At 57.9% G+C, this 16601-nt stretch carries 14 protein-coding genes and 8 pseudogenes; 11 read left to right on the top strand and 11 right to left on the bottom strand.

The annotated features are described in order from the left end of the window. The first annotated feature begins 11 nt into the window (after nt 1-11). A complete protein-coding gene (locus tag H1Y61_RS24555; RefSeq protein ID WP_180575602.1) occupies nt 12-1532 on the top strand; it encodes a sensor histidine kinase in 1521 nt (506 codons plus the stop codon). A gap of 93 nt (nt 1533-1625) precedes the next feature. Here H1Y61_RS24555 and H1Y61_RS24550 read toward each other — a convergent pair. Next, nucleotides 1626-2021: pseudogene (locus H1Y61_RS24550) on the bottom strand (IS6 family transposase); the annotation flags it as partial. Between the two features lie 54 nt (nt 2022-2075). Further along, nucleotides 2076-2777, bottom strand: coding sequence for an IS6 family transposase (locus H1Y61_RS24545; RefSeq protein WP_174113316.1), 702 nt, complete (start codon nt 2775-2777; stop codon nt 2076-2078). 62 nt (nt 2778-2839) lie between these two features. On the opposite strand from H1Y61_RS24545, the pseudogene H1Y61_RS24540 reads away from it, so the two are divergent. Further along, nucleotides 2840-3480, top strand: a pseudogene (locus tag H1Y61_RS24540) (Tn3 family transposase); the annotation flags it as partial. A 17-nt stretch (nt 3481-3497) separates the two neighbouring features. Beyond that, nucleotides 3498-3746 (top strand): annotated as a pseudogene (locus tag H1Y61_RS24535) (DUF1612 domain-containing protein); the annotation flags it as partial. On the opposite strand, the gene H1Y61_RS24530 reads toward H1Y61_RS24535, so the two are convergent. Beyond that, nucleotides 3703-4155 (bottom strand): hypothetical protein, encoded by a 453-nt coding sequence (locus H1Y61_RS24530; protein WP_180575515.1) that lies wholly within the window; start codon nt 4153-4155, stop codon nt 3703-3705. The pseudogene H1Y61_RS24535 and the gene H1Y61_RS24530 overlap by 44 nt on opposite strands. Nucleotides 4156-4927: 772 nt before the next feature. Here H1Y61_RS24530 and H1Y61_RS24525 point away from each other — a divergent pair. Next, nucleotides 4928-5200 (top strand): annotated as a pseudogene (locus H1Y61_RS24525) (IS6 family transposase); the annotation flags it as partial. Between the two features lie 63 nt (nt 5201-5263). Next, complete coding sequence (locus tag H1Y61_RS24520; RefSeq protein WP_180575601.1) at nt 5264-5965, top strand: IS6 family transposase; 702 nt, start codon at nt 5264-5266, stop codon at nt 5963-5965. An 853-nt stretch (nt 5966-6818) separates the two neighbouring features. On the opposite strand, the pseudogene H1Y61_RS24515 reads toward H1Y61_RS24520, so the two are convergent. Beyond that, nucleotides 6819-7166 (bottom strand): annotated as a pseudogene (locus tag H1Y61_RS24515) (helix-turn-helix domain-containing protein); the annotation flags it as partial. Between the two features lie 7 nt (nt 7167-7173). Between H1Y61_RS24515 and H1Y61_RS24510 the strand changes: the two are divergent. Together H1Y61_RS24510 and H1Y61_RS24505 are read left to right on the top strand one after the other, a co-directional pair. Further along, a complete protein-coding gene (locus H1Y61_RS24510) occupies nt 7174-7890 on the top strand; it encodes an IS6 family transposase (RefSeq protein ID WP_180575595.1) in 717 nt (238 codons plus the stop codon). Between the two features lie 63 nt (nt 7891-7953). Next, nucleotides 7954-8352 (top strand): response regulator, encoded by a 399-nt coding sequence (locus H1Y61_RS24505; RefSeq protein WP_156557615.1) that lies wholly within the window; start codon nt 7954-7956, stop codon nt 8350-8352. Nucleotides 8353-8376: 24 nt separating this feature from the next. Here the strand turns inward: H1Y61_RS24505 and H1Y61_RS24500 are convergent. The 7 genes and pseudogenes from H1Y61_RS24500 to H1Y61_RS24470 form a co-directional block, all read right to left on the bottom strand. Next, nucleotides 8377-8818 (bottom strand): annotated as a pseudogene (locus H1Y61_RS24500) (cation:proton antiporter domain-containing protein); the annotation flags it as partial. Nucleotides 8819-8954: 136 nt separating this feature from the next. Continuing rightward, nucleotides 8955-9815: pseudogene (locus H1Y61_RS24495) on the bottom strand (transglutaminase-like domain-containing protein). A 613-nt stretch (nt 9816-10428) separates the two neighbouring features. After that, nucleotides 10429-10614 carry a hypothetical protein gene (locus H1Y61_RS26815; protein ID WP_234627319.1) on the bottom strand — a complete coding sequence of 62 codons (186 nt, stop codon included), beginning with the start codon at nt 10612-10614 and terminating at the stop codon, nt 10429-10431. 111 nt (nt 10615-10725) lie between these two features. Beyond that, a complete protein-coding gene (locus H1Y61_RS24485) occupies nt 10726-11007 on the bottom strand; it encodes a hypothetical protein (protein ID WP_174113311.1) in 282 nt (93 codons plus the stop codon). Nucleotides 11008-11100: 93 nt separating this feature from the next. Next, on the bottom strand, nt 11101-11598 hold the full coding sequence (locus tag H1Y61_RS24480) for a YciE/YciF ferroxidase family protein (RefSeq protein WP_156557620.1): 498 nt from the start codon (nt 11596-11598) through the stop codon (nt 11101-11103). Nucleotides 11599-11661: 63 nt separating this feature from the next. Further along, nucleotides 11662-12576 (bottom strand): PhnA-like protein, encoded by a 915-nt coding sequence (locus tag H1Y61_RS24475; protein WP_180575600.1) that lies wholly within the window; start codon nt 12574-12576, stop codon nt 11662-11664. Nucleotides 12577-12593: 17 nt separating this feature from the next. Then, nucleotides 12594-13103, bottom strand: a complete 510-nt coding sequence (locus tag H1Y61_RS24470; RefSeq protein WP_234627317.1) for a response regulator transcription factor — start codon at nt 13101-13103, stop codon at nt 12594-12596. A gap of 460 nt (nt 13104-13563) precedes the next feature. On the opposite strand from H1Y61_RS24470, the gene H1Y61_RS24465 reads away from it, so the two are divergent. From H1Y61_RS24465 to H1Y61_RS24450, 4 genes and pseudogenes are all read left to right on the top strand, one after another. Continuing rightward, entirely contained in the window at nt 13564-14025 is a 462-nt protein-coding gene (locus H1Y61_RS24465; RefSeq protein ID WP_174113312.1) for a MarR family winged helix-turn-helix transcriptional regulator, read from the top strand. Nucleotides 14026-14065: 40 nt separating this feature from the next. After that, complete coding sequence (locus H1Y61_RS24460) at nt 14066-14392, top strand: DUF1398 domain-containing protein (RefSeq protein ID WP_180575599.1); 327 nt, start codon at nt 14066-14068, stop codon at nt 14390-14392. A gap of 32 nt (nt 14393-14424) precedes the next feature. Further along, on the top strand, nt 14425-15525 hold the full coding sequence (locus H1Y61_RS24455) for an extracellular catalytic domain type 1 short-chain-length polyhydroxyalkanoate depolymerase (protein WP_174113313.1): 1101 nt from the start codon (nt 14425-14427) through the stop codon (nt 15523-15525). A gap of 93 nt (nt 15526-15618) precedes the next feature. Further along, nucleotides 15619-16508, top strand: a pseudogene (locus tag H1Y61_RS24450) (transglutaminase family protein). Nucleotides 16509-16601 lie beyond the last annotated feature (93 nt).

The raw sequence follows: 16601 nt of genomic DNA, 5'->3' as shown, positions 1-16601 counted from the left end.
CGGGCAAACGCGTGACGATCATCAACAGCCCTGACAATAGCGCGAAATCCGAGCTTGAGCGTGCGAGTCCTGATATTACAGTGGCACGTGGGCAACTTGAGCTCGCGCTCGATGTCGCGGGAGCGTCATGTACCTGGGAATGGGATATTCGACGCGACAGGCTTGTGGCCGATGCCCGGTTTGCGGCAATCACACGGCAGGATCCGGCTGCCCTTGCGGACGGCGCCTCTACAAACTGTTTCTTCAACTCGATCCATCCCGATGACCTCAAGCGGGTGAAGCTCGCTGTCGCAGGGATCATGGCCGGCTCGGAACTCTTTTCCAAAGACTACAGGCTGTTGAAAGACGATGGCGGGTATCGGTGGGTGCACGCCAGAGGCCGCGCGATATTCGATCAGGACGACGAGCCGACCATGTTCGTCGGTAATATGGTCGACATTACGGAGCAAAAGCGGATCACCGAAGAGCTTCGTGTTGCTCAGTCGGCGGGGGGCATTGGTACGTTCGAACACAGAGTGGGGTGGGCGACGATCACTGTTTCGGAACAGTTCTGCCGTCTGTTCGGCCTTCATCCCGCTCGGGTAATCGCGGTCGCCACCTTGAACGAGCTCATCTATCCAGACGATAGAAAGGTAATCGACCTTAGCTTTCCCGATGAACACCAGGACGTCAGCAGCATCGAATTCCGCATAAGACGGGCGGATAACGACCAAGAACGGTGGCTGACGCGTCGTGGCGAATACGTCGATGATGTTGATTCCGGAGGGCATCGCTATGTCGGGGTCATTTTTGACGTGACGGAGGCCAGACAGATCCGAGAAAGATTGCAGGAGGCTAACGAGGAACTGGCCGGCATTGCCCACGAACGAGAACAGTTCATTGCTGTGCTCGGCCACGACTTGCGCAATCCCCTCGCGTCAATGTCCGCTGGTTTGCGAGTGATTTCGAAAGACGTGACCGATCAGCGTACGATACGGATCTTGCGCCTTATGGGCGAAAGCGTACAGCGTATGAGCAGCCTGATAGACGATCTACTGGACCTCGCCCGCGGCCGTCTCGGAGACGGTATCTCCCTTAATATAACGAAGGCAGCGCCTATCGAATCGCTTCTCGCAAGGATCATCAACGAAATTCTGGTCGCGCATCCCGAGCGTATCATCGAAACCGACTTTGATGTGCATCGGCCTGTCGATGTGGATCACGCCCGGCTGGAGCAATTGGTTTCCAATCTCCTCGGGAACGCGATAACGCATGGCGCGAGCGACAGGCCTATAACGCTTTCTGCAAAAGTAGAGGGTAACCTGTTTCAGCTTGCGATTAGCAATGGTGGCACGAAGATTTCAGAGGCCACCATGAAGCGCTTGTTTCAGCCTTTCTCTCGAGGTGAAGGAAACGCGAGCAAGCAGGGTCTTGGGCTCGGACTCTATATCGCAAGTGAAATCGCAAAAGCTCACGGTGGAACCGTCAGTGCGACATCCGACGACACATCGACCTGCTTTATCTTCCGAATGCCACTAGAGACCGCAAGGTAAAACTCGCGTTGTCGGGGTCAGATCTCTATTGAGGCGTTATCGGCAATGTAAACTTAGCGCTTCGCAGTCATGATTTGGGGTTGAGGTTCTGGTTTAGGCGGCTTGAATGCCAGCGATTTGGTACCATGTTTGCATGGCTGTTTCTCGCAATTCGCGATGATGGGTGGATGGAATGTCGTGGCGGGGAACGTGAAAGAGGTTGGCAATCGGATCGTGGATGGAAACGAACCGTTGAAGGTGCCTCGCTGACTTGAAGCGCTTCATAATCCTTTCACGCCGTCGGACAGGCTGATGAGAATTCTCGGCCCGATTGTTCAGGCCCTTGTGCGAGCGATGTTCGATACCGGGCATGATATCACGCTTCGCCGCACCGTAGGATCGAAGCTTGTCGGTGATTATCACACGCGGCGCACGGCATTGCCCTTTCAGAAGCTTTCGCATCAAACGCTTTGCCGCCTTGGCATCGCGGCGGCTTTGCAACAGCACGTCGGGTGTTGTCACATTAACTTTGTCATGCCGGCAAAGCCTCTTGCACTGGAATTTTCAGGCGGTGCAAGCCGCGCTATTCCAGGCATCGAAGGCTTCGAGGCGATGGTAGCGAATTGTTTGTGTGGCTCGGCGGCAGGATGGAACTGAGAAGCAATTGCGAGTAGCGGAGTGCATGGAAACGAACCGTTGCAATGCTCCCGGGGATCGGTGGCCCTGCATGGTTCGTTCCCGTTTTCGAAATGGCAGGTGGCTATTTTCGGCCCGATTGTTGAGGTCCTTGTGCGACCAATGGTCGACGCCGGGTGTGACGTCCGCCTTTGCTGCGCTGTAAGAGCGGAGCTTATCGGTGATGATCCGTTTGGGAACAAAGCCATAGCGCTTCATTAACGCCACGAGCAGGCGCTTGGCCGCTCTTTTGTCACGCCGCCTCTGCAAGATTTCTTCAAGAACAGTGCCATGCTGATCGACCGCACGCCAAAGCCAGAACGTCTCTCCGGCGCATTTCACAACGACTTCGTCCAGATGCCAAACATCGCCCGGCCGTGGCTGTCGTCGCCGCAAGTTGCGAGCGATCTGGGGTCCGAACTTGGCGATCCAACGGCGAACCGTCTCATAAGAAACGTCGACACCACGCTCAAGAAACATTTCCTCAACTTCACGCAGGCTCAGATTGAACCGTAGATAAAGCCAAACTGCGTGAGCAACGATTTGTGGCGGAAAACGTTGACGTTTAAAACTGATAGCGGATGTTTGCATCGTCGAAATCTACGACCAACCCGAAACGTAGGCAATAGCGGGCCGGTTAATGTGACAACACGCCGCGCATTCCTGATCTCGACGGACGATGCCTCTATGGCTTCGGACCTGGCAAGCAATATGGAATTCTCCAAAATGTCATGGGCGATCGCATCGATGCCGACCTGATCCGAGCGCATTGGGACGATATTCTGCGCCTGATTACTTCGCTGCGCACGCGCACCGTCAGCGCCTCGCTCATGCTCAAAAGGCTGTCGGCGAAAACCAGCCAAAGCGGTTTCTCTCAGGCACTACGCCAGATGGGCCGGATCGAACGAACCCTTTCACCCTGGACTGGATCAATGACGAGGATCTGAGAAAGACGACAACGGCAGAGCTGAACAAAGGGGAAAGCCGCAACAGCCTCGTGCGTGCGGTCAATCTCCATCGCCTCGGTCGCTTCCGAGATCGCAGCCAGGAAAATCTTTCGATCCGGGCATCCGCTCTCAATCTGGTCGTCACAGCCATTATTCACTGGAACACAATCTATACCGGCCGTGTCATCGAGGCCTTGTATCGCGCCGGGCAGCATGTGCCCGATCATCTGCTGTCGAGCCTGTCACCGCTAACCTGGGAGCACGTAAATCTCACCGGTGATTACATATGGGAAGACAAGCCGGCGCTCGACGATTCGGGCTGCCGACCACTGCCGTTCTCGGTCTGATCCATCTACCGTATACCCGGCTCGATGAATGGCGTGGCGTGTTGCGCCAGACGGAGAACTTGCCGCCAGTGCTGCAGGCGATCATCGCCCTCGACGCCTGGAACGAGATTTTGGTCCTGCAACATGTCCCCTGGCTCGGCCGACTGCTTTGCGCCTCGATCTTACGGCAGGCCGGCATCACCACCGGCGCCCATCTGGCCGCCATCAATCTCGGCCTGAAAACTATTCCCGTCGATCGGCGCCGGCATCGTGATCGAGAAACCCGGCAAGGGCGGCCCGCGCGGCAATATCGCGTTGGAGTTCGCTGTCGATTCCGCCGATGCGTTCGGCCCGCGTTCGTATGGCTGCTTCCAGTGCGGACAGTGCGCTTGTCAATGGCTCTGGCGGATCTTCCGGCAGGCCTGCCGCTTCCGCTTCGGCATGATCCTTGCGGCGCGAATCTAGCGCGGCGCGCGCTGAAATGACATCGTCGTCAAGCTTGTGAAGACGTTGACGCAGGGCGACAATCGTTGTCTCTTCGAGAGCAAATATTCGGTCCAAATCATCTTGGACCAAATCGGAAAGGACGAGTGCGTCCGCAAGCGTCGCTTCTGCAGTCTCAAGTGTTTTTTGGGCGCCAGATAATTCATCAGCGGTATTTTCGGACTTGGCCTGGGCCGCCGCCGAAATATTCATGGCTGCCGCCAAGGCTTCGCGGGCGGTATCCAATGCGGTTGCCGCAACTTTGCGCGCCTCGTTGTGGCGGGTTCGATGCGCCGATGTGGCTTCGCCACCCAAGAGCGGTGCACGCTCTGCCTGGAGGCTTTGCAATGCATTCAAACGTGTGGTGACTGCGTCTTTGCCCAGATCAAGGTTTTTGGCGGAATTCTCCGCTCGACTTTGACTTTCAGCCGTTGCCATCAAGGGGGCGAGGGAAATGAGTGCGGCCGTAGTCGTATTGCGGGTTTCGCGCAGTCTGGTGATCTTTAAGACCCGGTTTTCCAGCCGGTCGAATATATCGGGGTCACCCAGGGTTTCGCCGAGTTGCTCCAGCAGCGGCGAAATCGCTTTCGCATGGCGTGTAACTTGTGCCTTCGCAGTTTCGGCTGTGCGCAGGCTGAGCGCGCGATCGCTGGAGGCGACGGCGAGCTTTCCGGTCAGGTCTTCCCGTGCGGTAGCATGGCTGGCGATGATATTGCGCAGGTCTTCGCGCTTGCGTGATACTTCAGCAAGTTTTTGTCGAAGTTCGGCCAGTTCCGTTTGAGCTTTCGCCTCAGCATGGCGCGCGGAGTTTGCGGCGGCCAGCAGAGTATCGAGGCTTGATAGGCCTTCGCCTATTTGATTTGGCAGTGAAGGGCACTGGGGGGCACTGTAAAGTTAACCTGGCATCGATCAACATTTGGGATCTTGTGGCATGACCAGATTTTCCCGTGATCCTCTTTATCGTCGCCATTGATGTCCAGCCGAGGTGATTGCCCATGCCGTTTGGCTCTATTTCCGGTTTCCGCTGAGCCTGCGGATGGTCGAGGATATGCTGGCTGCCCGTGGCCTCATCGTCTCTCACCAAACCGTGAGGCTCTGGGCGGAGAAGTTCGGTAGACATTTTGCCAATGATATCCGCAAGCGATCTGCCGGCAGGCTCGGTGACAACTGGCACTTCGACGAGGTTGTCATCACGATCGCCGGCAAGAAACATTGGCTCCGGCGCGCCGTCGATCAGGACGGTTTTGTTCTCGACGTGCGGTGTTGTCACATTAACCGGCCCGCTATTGCCTACGTTTAGGGTTGGTCGTAGATTTCGACGATGCAAACATCCGCTATCAGTTTTAAACGTCAACGTTTTCCGCCACAAATCGTTGCTCACGCAGTTTGGCTTTATCTACGGTTCAATCTGAGCCTGCGTGAAGTTGAGGAAATGTTTCTTGAGCGTGGTGTCGACGTTTCTTATGAGACGGTTCGCCGTTGGATCGCCAAGTTCGGACCCCAGATCGCTCGCAACTTGCGGCGACGACAGCCACGGCCGGGCGATGTTTGGCATCTGGACGAAGTCGTTGTGAAATGCGCCGGAGAGACGTTCTGGCTTTGGCGTGCGGTCGATCAGCATGGCACTGTTCTTGAAGAAATCTTGCAGAGGCGGCGTGACAAAAGAGCGGCCAAGCGCCTGCTCGTGGCGTTAATGAAGCGCTATGGCTTTGTTCCCAAACGGATCATCACCGATAAGCTCCGCTCTTACAGCGCAGCAAAGGCGGACGTCACACCCGGCGTCGACCATTGGTCGCACAAGGACCTCAACAATCGGGCCGAAAATAGCCACCTGCCATTTCGAAAACGGGAACGAACCATGCAGGGCCACCGATCAACGGGAGCATTGCAACGGTTCGTTTCCATGCACTCCGCTACTCGCAATTGCTTCTCAGTTCCATCCTGCCGCCGAGCCGCACAAACAATTCGCTACCATCGCCTCGAAGCCTTCGATGCCTGGAATAGCGCGGCTTGCACCGCCTGAAAATTCCAGTGCAAGAGGCTTTGCCGGCATGACAAAGTTAATGTGACAACACCAAAATTTTTCCTCCATCGTCACAATCGCCGCAGGCTACATCTTGATCAAATCCGTCCACACTGCCTAGTGATGCCCGCACTTTTAATTATCTTCGATCACCTTCAGTCAGTTCTTCGGCGGCGGCGGCGGTGTCGGCGGGCAAGGTGGCGCCGGCGGTATGCCGCATTCCGGCGGTGGGGGTGGCGGTGGCGGTGGATCTTTTTTTTCTGCCGGCTTGTCATGGGTAATAATAACCGTGTCGGCGAAAGCTGGCGACGTAGCGACTACCGCAGCAATCGCCGCGACCGTTATCCATAACTTTGGCTTGCTCATAAAACCTCCGGAGCAGATTAATGTGATTAATTAACGCTGGACATAGCAAGAAGTTCCCTATCCTTTGGAAGAACCGGATCGCGCCGCACCCGAGGAAAGTCCTGACGCGAAGATGATGGAAGGCTACCACCCTTGCCATCTCGGCGTCCGCTTGCAGCATCGAAATACAGCCGAGATGCTCCGTCCGGTTCAGCAATTCGCGCACGAGGATGACCGACTCGGATTCGACCGATGCTTTTCGGGCATGAGTCCGAGACGGGCGAACAGGGCGTCAAAATGATTGCGAATGGGCGTGCCGCTTGAGCCACGACCCAGGGAAGATGCGAGTTCCTCGAGGGTAATTTGATGCTGCCGCGATAGCGGATGGTCCTTCCTGCAAGCAACACCAGTGTGCCGGTAAATAGCTGGCGCTGTTCCACGTCTTCGACGGGCTGCGTAACGCACTGATCAGAAAGTCTATTTCGCCGCGCCGCAATCCAGCCAGTAAGTTGACATAGAGACCGACGACGTCTCGCAGCTTGTCGATGAATTTCGGGTCGTTGGACAATTTGAACTGCCGCCACCGGTGAGGTGCCAGGCCATGCGCTTTCCAGATGCGCCCGACTGCGCTGGCGCTGATGCCAGCGGCCTTCGCCATCATGTCGGCCGTCCAGTGCGTCGTCTCGCCCGGCGGATCGGCAAGCTTCAGCGCCACCACACGCTCGGCGCCTTCTGTGGCGAAGCGCTCCTGCCAGCGCCACACGCAGTTCTTCGATTTTCCGGTCTGGCGCATGATCTCGACAGTTCCGACGCCATCTCCACTCAGCAGGATGATCTCGGCCCGCCAGATGTGCTTTTACGGCATGACCAGATTTGCCCGTGATCCTCTTTATCGTCGCCATCGATTTCCAGCCGAGGTGATTGCCCATGCCGTTTGGCTCTATTTCCGGTTTCCGCTGAGCCTGCGGATGGTCGAGGATATGCTGGCTGCCCGTGGCCTCATCGTCTCTCACCAAACCGTGAGGCTCTGGGCGGAGAAGTTCGGTAGACATTTTGCCAATGATATCCGCAAGCGATCTGCCGGCAGGCTCGGTGACAACTGGCACTTCGACGAGGTTGTCATCACGATCGCCGGCAAGAAACATTGGCTCTGGCGCGCCGTCGATCAGGACGGTTTTGTTCTCGACGTGCTGTTGCAAAGCCGCCGCGATGCCAAGGCGGCAAAGCGTTTGATGCGAAAGCTTCTGAAAGGGCAATGCCGTGCGCCGCGTGTGATAATCACCGACAAGCTTCGATCCTACGGTGCGGCGAAGCGTGATATCATGCCCGGTATCGAACATCGCTCGCACAAGGGCCTGAACAATCGGGCCGAGAATTCTCATCAGCCTGTCCGACGGCGTGAAAGGATTATGAGGCGCTTCAAGTCAGCGAGGCACCTTCAACGGTTCGTTTCCATCCACGATCCGATTGCCAACCTCTTTCACGTTCCCCGCCACGACATTCCATCCACCCATCATCGCGAATTGCGAGAAACAGCCATGCAAACATGGTACCAAATCGCTGGCATTCAAGCCGCCTAAACCAGAACCTCAACCCCAAATCATGACTGCGAAGCGCTAAGTTTACATTGCCCCTTTAGGTTCATGGAAAATGCCGAATTTGCGAACTTACGTCAGCCCATCGCCCTCGTCGTCGATGACGAACCGCTCATCCTGATGGATACGTCCGACATGATCAGCGACGAAAGATACGCGGTGATCGAAGCATCCACCGCTGACGAGGCCTTTGCGTTCCTCAAAAGCCATCCGAGCCTCCAGCTTCTGTTTACCGACGTCCAGATGCCCGGACAACTCAACGGCTTCGAGCTTGCCCGCATGGTTGGAGAGCGGTGGCCGCATATTCAGGTTGTCGTCGCCTCGGCAGCGGCGCGTCCGGGGCCAAATGACCTGCCAAGCAACGCCAGCTTTATTGCGAAGCCCATCTCCGCTGAGTTGGTCCGAGAGGTTTTGCGCAACCACGGCCAGCAATCGTCGAACTCATGAGCGAAAATGCTGTCGTCGAGTTCCGGTGGCCAGAACCGGGTCTGTCGGAGCGAGCGATGCGCCTAACAACAGCGCGGACGCCAAACCGGGATCCCGAATCCAGGAACCGAGCAGCATGATCGCTACAATCGTCAGTGGCATCGCGCTCCCGAGAAGTCTCCAGGTCATTGCCCAGGACCGCCATCCGATGCGGCGATCGATCTTCAAGCCCGCCCCCATTAAGGCGACGATGACGACGACCTCGGTCAGGCGCTCGGTAAACACCCTGTTGTCGAGCGGATTGAAACGCGGCAGCAGCGGAACGGCGACCATGCCAGCACGGCGCCGATCGCAAGGCAGAAAATTGGCAGCGACAGCGGAAGTCGTCGCAGCACCATCGGCAACCAGGCCGTCATCAGGATGACAAACCGAGAATTGTCAGCGTAATTACATAAAGATCGTCGACGCTCCGCCGGCCGGTGTTCATGTGGTGCTAACGTGGCATTAAGTGGTGTTTTGCGGGCGGCGCCGGGTTCGAATTTCAGCGGTAATGATACGTGTTCGCAAGCAACCGGATGAAATCGCGAGCACTCTACGAGACTGATGCGGGTACGGTCGCGCCTTCAGTTCGCACCGGCATTGGGCCCTGGCTCCTCCATTGAAATCGCATCATTTGTCCGGCCCGGAGCTTCTGGCGATCCGTCGGCATGCTCGATGGTAATCTTCACCGGTCCCGCCTCCATTTCGCCAAATGGAGAGGCAAAGGCGATTTCGGCGGCGTCGCGGCCGACGCCATTCCTGACCAGACCATCGAGGTTGGCTTGCCGCGTCGCGTCGAACAGCCACCACCGACCCTCGAGATACGCCTCGAAGACGGCGTGGAAATCACACGGCTCAAGGCCGTAGGCATAACAGCTGACGAAGCGGGCCCGTATAGCCAGCGCGCGGCAGAAGGCAATTCCGATATGGGCGAAGTCTCGGCAGACCCCCGCCCGGTTCAAGAGACTTTCGTCTGCCGTGGTCTGCTCGTTCGACGATCCGCGCTGATAGTCGATATTGTCATAGATCCAGTTGCAGATCGCCGTGACCCGTCGATGGCCTTTCGGGAGGCTCGCAAACTCGCGCTCGGCAAAGGCGGCGAGTCGACGAGACATATCGAGATGGCAGCAGAAACGGGATGATGTCGAGCGGCATTTCCGTCAGAGGCGTTTCGTTGATACTGGCGGGTCCGCCCGGAAAACCTCAAGTGTCACTTCAGCCTTATAGCGGATCTGCAGAGCTCCAAGATCCGCGTTGACGCTGAAATACCGGTTGCGAACATCGGGCACGATATAGATCCGCCGTGACAGATCCGGACTGATGGTCAGCTGTTCGACCAGGTTGTGGTGGCGGATGAGCCTGGCGACCTCCAGATTGAAGATGAAAGTGGTCGGGCTCTTGACCTCGTAGGATAGTTCGCAGCCGAGCTTATAACGTACCGTCATTGTCGCCCCCTTGTTTCGGCAGTGCACCCCTGGTCGCGAGGCTTCAGGCACTTCTACAGGCGAGCGAGAAGTTCGCTCTTCTTCGCTTCGACTTCCGTGTCCGTCAGAATGCCCTTCCGCATGGAGCGAGGCAAGCCGCTCGATTTTTTCGAAGATATCCTCTTCGGCATTCGCGGCGCTGCGGGCTGGACTACTCGACTGCTGACCAGGCATCTTTCGATGCCAGCTGTGACAGGTCTATCGGCCCATGTTGCGAGCTGAACGTCACGATTTGAGCGCCCGACTGTTGCTGCGAGACTCCGTTGATGAGATGATCTCGGGTGTCGTAAGCCGTGACTTGGCCACCTAGCGACAGAGCGAGCCGACTGCTCGCGGGAAGAAGGCGTAGCGCATATCGTTCTGAGCTCCCGTCGCCGACGGCGTACCCAACTCCTTCGACCACCAATTCGCTGGGGGGTCGCAATGCGAAGATCCTCTCCGCCGCGAACCTGATACTGAGCCTGATGTTGCGCCGGTCTCTGCTGCGCATCCGCCGCGTGGCGGGCAAGCTCGGCGAGGGCGGCGCAGAGAGCCGCCACCGTCGCCTTGAGGTTATGATTGAACATGTCGCCGATCACAAGCATGCCGCCCTGCGACCACTGACCCATGCCGCCGAACTTCGGATGATTGAACTGCCCTTGAACGCCACCACCTGCGACAAGCCGGCAAACAGTTGTTCGACCGCCTCCCGGCTGACGTCGTGCCATTCGGCGATATCTCGCAGCAAAGAAGCGATTGCCTCCTTGTCGACTTGGTTCATGACAGCCTCACCAGCTCGAGCTGAGTAAAGACTAGCTGCGGTTTCCGGCGCATCAAGTGCCTGCTAGAGGCTGACGATGCCGCTGATGTGTAGAATCTGATGGACATCCGATCAGTTGCGTGGCCTGGACCGCCCATCGATAATGTCTTGCTCAAGGAGCCAGATCGTCGCCTCTTCGCCGGTAAGCCAGTGCTCAAGTTTGTATGTGGCTATCACCTGGAACATTGGCAATAATGGCGACAGCTCTCTATCCGGCGCGTTCGCGCTCCAGCCGCTCTGTCCAAGAGCCTCCCGTGTCACAATGACCAGCCAGTTTACATGCCTGTCGCGCATCGGAATATGCGCATTTTCGTCGGCAATGAAGGCCGGAAGATCTCGCAGAACCAATGCCATTGATTACTTCCAACGCCGAGAGGAGATCGTTAGACGGTATTAGGCCGAAGCGGAGCGGAACCCCGCCTCGGCTGCGAAAGTCGGAAATTCGCCTCAGCCTTCTGCCTTCTGATTGACGACAGAGGTGGCGATACCAGTCAACGCAATATCGGTCGCCTGTTCCTCGTCGAGCGTCGTCTGTAGCAGTTTGGCTGCATCCTTCAGGCCAAGCTCAAGCGCCCAGGTGCGCAGGGTGCCGTAGCGTGACATCTCGTAATGCTCGACCGCCTGTGCGGCGGCAAGCAGACCGGCGTCGAGGGCGGGAGAACCTTCGTATTCTTCCAGGATTTCGTCTCCCTCGTCGGTGATGCCCAGAATCGCATCGCAGGTCTTGGCTTCAGGCTTCTTGCCGATGATCTTGAAGACTTGCTCCAGACGCTCGACGTGGACCTTGGTCTCGCCGATGTGCTTTTCGAAAGCGTCCTTGAGCTGCTTGCTCTTGGCAGCCTTGTGCAGCTTTGGAAGGGTTTCGACAATCTTGTTCTCGGCGAAGTAGACGTCTTTCAACGTGTCGTGAAACAGTTCGTCGAGGGTTTTGATAGCTTTGGCCATGATGGCGCTCCAAATGATGAGAGGAAAAAAGAAGCCAACCCTTTGTGGAGAGGGCCGGCAAGGTTAACGGACGTGGCGAACGGAGGTCTCGGTGGCATAAAGGTTATGCTTGGTGCCGTAGACCCCACCGAACCAGGCGGCGATTGCACCGATCAGGAGAGCAATGAAGCCGAGGATCGCACCGGCCGAGACGGCTTTGGTCGCGGTCTGTGCAGCTTCAAACGCCTGGGCCTTGGCAGCCTGCACGTTGTCATTATAAGTCTTCATGTACTGATCGACCTGAGTGCGGGCCTGATCAACCGGAATGTTCTGGGCCTTGGCGATCGCGTCCGCGGCACGGTTGCGGGCATCGTCGGCCTTTGCAGTGTCGCCGGTGACGGCGGCCTGAACTGCGGAGATGGCAGCATTGCGCAGCGCTTCCGGATCATTGCCGCCCGAGGCATCGCGGATCTGCTGTTCAATCCCGGCCATTGGGTTTGCCGAGTTGGCCATCGCTGGGGCTGCTGCGGTCACCGCTGTCGCCGTCGTGCTGCCAACGCCGCTGACAATGCTCGACAGACCGCTGAACGCACCGCCGACCAGAGCGCCGACGGAGGTGGTCAGCAAATAGAGAATAACCAGCGTGGTCACCGCCCAGGTGGTCAGACCCTGGTAGCCGCCGGTCGAATTGCTCGGACGGCCGCAAAGACGGCTGGCGATGTAGCCACCGACGAAGGAGGCGATCAGACCGGCGACCACAAACCACAGACCGCCGGCGATCGAGAATGTGCTGGCATCGGGGTTATCGTAACGCGCCGGGTCGATAACCGCTGCGCCGATACCCACGCCAAGGAGGTTGAGAAGAAACTGGACAGCCAGTCCGACGAAAACGCCAGCAAGGATGGCGCCCCACGAGACTTTGTAGAGCGCTGCGGTCGATCCGCCATCGACGCCATAGGCGATATCGCGCGAGAGGTGAGTAGAAACGGGTTCGGTCATGGTGGCCCCTTAGGTGTTCACGGGATCGTGAGTGCCACCATAACTCGCAAATGTCGTCGATGTTCCGCTTGGGCTACCGCGCGCCGTAAATGAGAATGGCAGTGTGGGGTGACACCGCCGCTCTCATGCTTTTGCATGGATAGATCAGTCCCGACGGATACCGAGCGTGCCATCCTTGCGGACGGCGCCTTCGCGGCGTTCGTCTTCGATATCAACTGGGTGTTGAGGACCGTATCGGAAACCGTTAGTCTCGCCGCTCCAGCCGCAAACCTCTCCATCTGGCAGCCAGAATTAAGCCCCATCTCCCGCATCGGACGCATTACCGCTTGGGTGTTGTAAGGCGTGGGGAAAAACCGCGCGGGAACCGGCAACGAAGCGGAGGTGACGGCGCGCAATGCAGACGTGACGATAAGTCGGATGGGCGGCCAGCGATTTCGGACCGAGGCGGCGAGTTTCAAGCCATCCATGTCGCCTGGCATATCAACATCGGTGAACAGCATGTTGATTTTCGGATGCCGCAGCAGCACGTTCAGCGCTTCTGCCGAGTTTCGGCATCGTAGACCGTGAGTCGGTCAGCCTAGGTCACAGGCATCTTGATGCGGATCAGGCTGTCATCTTCGATCATGTCTTGGATCATGATTTTTCGACTTCCGTGCCCGCGAGGGCGGTTGGCGCGAACTCCTTTGCCATTTCACGTTTGAAGTCTGTCGCGAATACACGGGATATGAGCCTTGAACCAATTCACTTGCGACTCATTGCACCACGAGTGGATCATATCGTTCTTCCCAAGGAACCCCGGTAAGAGGCTGATGGGGCGTCGCGGGGCAGCCTGTGCAGAAACACCTCATTCTCTTCGGTCTTGAAGCCTCGCCCGCTGTATCACTCGCCCGCTGTATCAAAGGCAGACCGCGGCGCCGTCTGCACAAGAGTATGATTGACAAGGAAACTTTCCTGATATAGTTTCCTTGTCAATCACTGGAGAGCCCCATGCCGTCAATCCAACCCGCGTCGGACTTGACCGCCCATCTCGGCTACTGGCTACGCCACGTCTCCAACCACGTCTCGCAAGCCTTTGCCCGCAAGGTTGAGGCGCATGGTGTGACGGTGGCGGAATGGGTGTTGATGCGCCATCTACTGGAGGACGAAGCCCTTGCTCCGAGCCGTCTGGCTGAGCGTATGGGCATGACACGCGGCGCCATCTCAAAGCTGGCCGACCGGCTGATCGCCAAATCGATGCTGGTGCGCGTCGCCGATCCGGAGGACGGGCGGGCCCAGACGCTTTCACTCGCGTCCGCTGGCCGCGCCCTTGTGCCGAAACTGGCGGCGCTGGCCGACCTCAACGATGCCGAATTCTTCGATCACCTGGCACCGGATGACCGCGCGGTTCTGCTCTGCACCCTGCGGGAGATCGTAGAGAAACACGGTCTCAAATCCATGCCCGTCTATTGATGACGGACACCCTCACATCTCACCACGAAAGGACACTGACATGACGACCAAATGGGAAAATGTGGCCCGCACTTGCCTTGAGGGCGCGGAATCGGGCACCATGACCTTCCCGCAGATCGTCGGCACACTGATCGAGGCCGGCTTTGACGGCTATGCGGTCGATTTGCGCCGCGCCACCGCCATCTATTACCTCCGGACGGCGAAGCCGTCGAACTGGAAGCAACGCGGACCAAACCGGTCGCCCAGCTTTTCGACTCGGCCACGGTCAAGGAAGCGATCAGTGACCGGCAATTCGTTTGAGCGAGTCGCTCGGTTTAATCTCCTCTCGAAAAAATTTGTGCAGCGCAGCATTCGTACCCACTTATAGTCCTTGAGCCAAGACGGGCAAAGGAGACGGAAGTGACGTTAACCTCCAATTCACGGCAACTGATCGAAGTGAAAAACTTCGGAGCGAACCCCGGTAAGCTGAAGTGCTGGCTTTATCTGCCGACCATCCTGGCTCCGAAAACACCGCTCGTCGTCGTCCTACACGGGTGCACGCAGAACGCTGCAGCTTATGATCATGGCTCCGGTTGGTCGAAGCTGTCGGAAGAGAAGGGATTCGCGGTCCTGTTTCCGGAGCAGCAGCGCGCCAATAACGCCAATCTGTGTTTCAACTGGTTCGAGCCGGGCGACACCCGGCGTGATCAGGGCGAAGCTCTTGCGATCCGGGAGATGATCGGGCACGTCATCGAGTCGCAGGGGATAGATCCTGAACGTGTCTTCATCACGGGACTGTCGGCCGGAGGCGCGATGGCGAACGTCATGCTGGCGACCTATCCCGAATTGTTTGCCGGCGGCGCGATCATTGGCGGGCTTCCTTACGGAACGGCCTCAGGAGTGGGTCAGGCTTTCGAACGGATGCGGGGCCATAACCCGCCGAGCGAAAGTCAGCTTCAATCGGCCCTGATGTCCGCAGCTTCCAGCTGGGGTTCATGGCCGCCGATTTCTGTCTGGCACGGGACGCACGACCAGACGGTCAAGCCGATCAATGCCGAGCAGATTGCCCATCAGTGGGGCGGCATGCATCAGATCTCCGCGACACCGGACTTGATCGAGTCCGTCAATGGCCACAGCCGTAAGGCCTGGCTCGATGAAAGCGGCAAAGCGGTCATGGAGGTTTATCTCATCAAGGGAATGGCGCACGGTGTTCCCCTGTCGTTCGCAGCCAAAGCCCCGTTGGGGCACTCCGGACCGTTCATGCTGGAGGCCGGAATTTCTTCGACGACGCGCATTGCCAGGACATGGGGCCTTGCCGACGATGCCGATGTCGCCGCAACCGAGGCGGTATTCAACCCTGACTTGAAGCACGACGCGATTCCCTCAGGCATTGAAAATGTTATCGCCAAGGCAATGGCATATGCAAAACCAGGCGCTGTGAATAACGTCGGCGATCGACATGATCACGGCGTCGGCAAGGTTATCAACGACGCGCTTCGCGCCGCAGGGCTAATTCGATAATTTAGGCTGGCGCAGTGTGTCGAAGACACGGATCGCGTTCATCGTGTTTCCCAGCAACGGTCTGCCTCACCATGGCCCGAGGAGGTCTGTTCCATGCCGATGCTCACCATTCATCACCGCACGACCTACAGTTTTCGAGAGGACGTATCGCTGCTGGTGCACCGCCTTATGCTCCGGCCCGGAGAGGGCCGGGAGCTGAAGCTGCTGGGCCATGACATCTCGACGTCTCCTGAGGCTGAACTGAGCTGGTCGACGACGTATTCGGAAACGCGATCGCTTCGGCGACGTTTCGGACCCACAGTGACAGCCTCGTGGTGGACAGTCTGGCGACCGTCGACCTGACTGCGTCGGCATGGCCCGTGTTCGACATCGCAGCGTCTGCGATCAACTACCCATTCCTCTACGCCGATCGTGACTGGACTGATCTCGGAGCTCTCGCGGTTCAACAATTTGACGATGTCGACCAGCGGCTTCGAACGTGGGTGCGCGGGTTCGTCGCTGGCGAACCGACGGATACCCTGTCCCTCCTCAAAGACATCAGTCTGGGCATCGCGTCTTCTATCTCGTACCAGAGCCGGGAAGAGGAAGGCACGCAGGCGCCGCTGACGACCCTCGATCGGGGTTGGGACTCCTGCAGGGATTTTGCCGTTTTGTTCGCAGAGGCTGTGCGCAGCCTGGGTTTCGGCGCTCGCATCGTTTCAGGCTATCTGTTCAATCCGAACAGAGCACTCACAGGATCGACCGATAGTGGATCGACGCATGCCTGGGCGGAGGTCTTCGTCCCCGGCGCCGGCTGGATCACACTCGACCCGACGAACCGCAGCATGGGCGGCGCCAACCTCATCCCAGTCGCGGTGACCCGCGACATCGCCCACGCCGTTCCGGTTTCAGGGAGTTTCATAGGCGGGTCGAACGCCTTCCTGTTAATGAACGTGGCCGTAGAAGTCAAAGCAATCGACCCGGCCTCAGCGGCGCGGCTGTAGAACGGTGGATTGACGTGGCTCAATTCTCGCGTTGTCGAGCTGCACCTTTGGTCTTGAACCGACCTGAACCTTTGACCCGTTAAAACTGCTACG

Source organism: Agrobacterium vitis (assembly GCF_013426735.1).
In the GTDB taxonomy this organism is placed as follows: domain Bacteria; phylum Pseudomonadota; class Alphaproteobacteria; order Rhizobiales; family Rhizobiaceae; genus Allorhizobium; species Allorhizobium vitis_D.
This window is presented reverse-complemented; position numbering and strand designations above follow the sequence as displayed.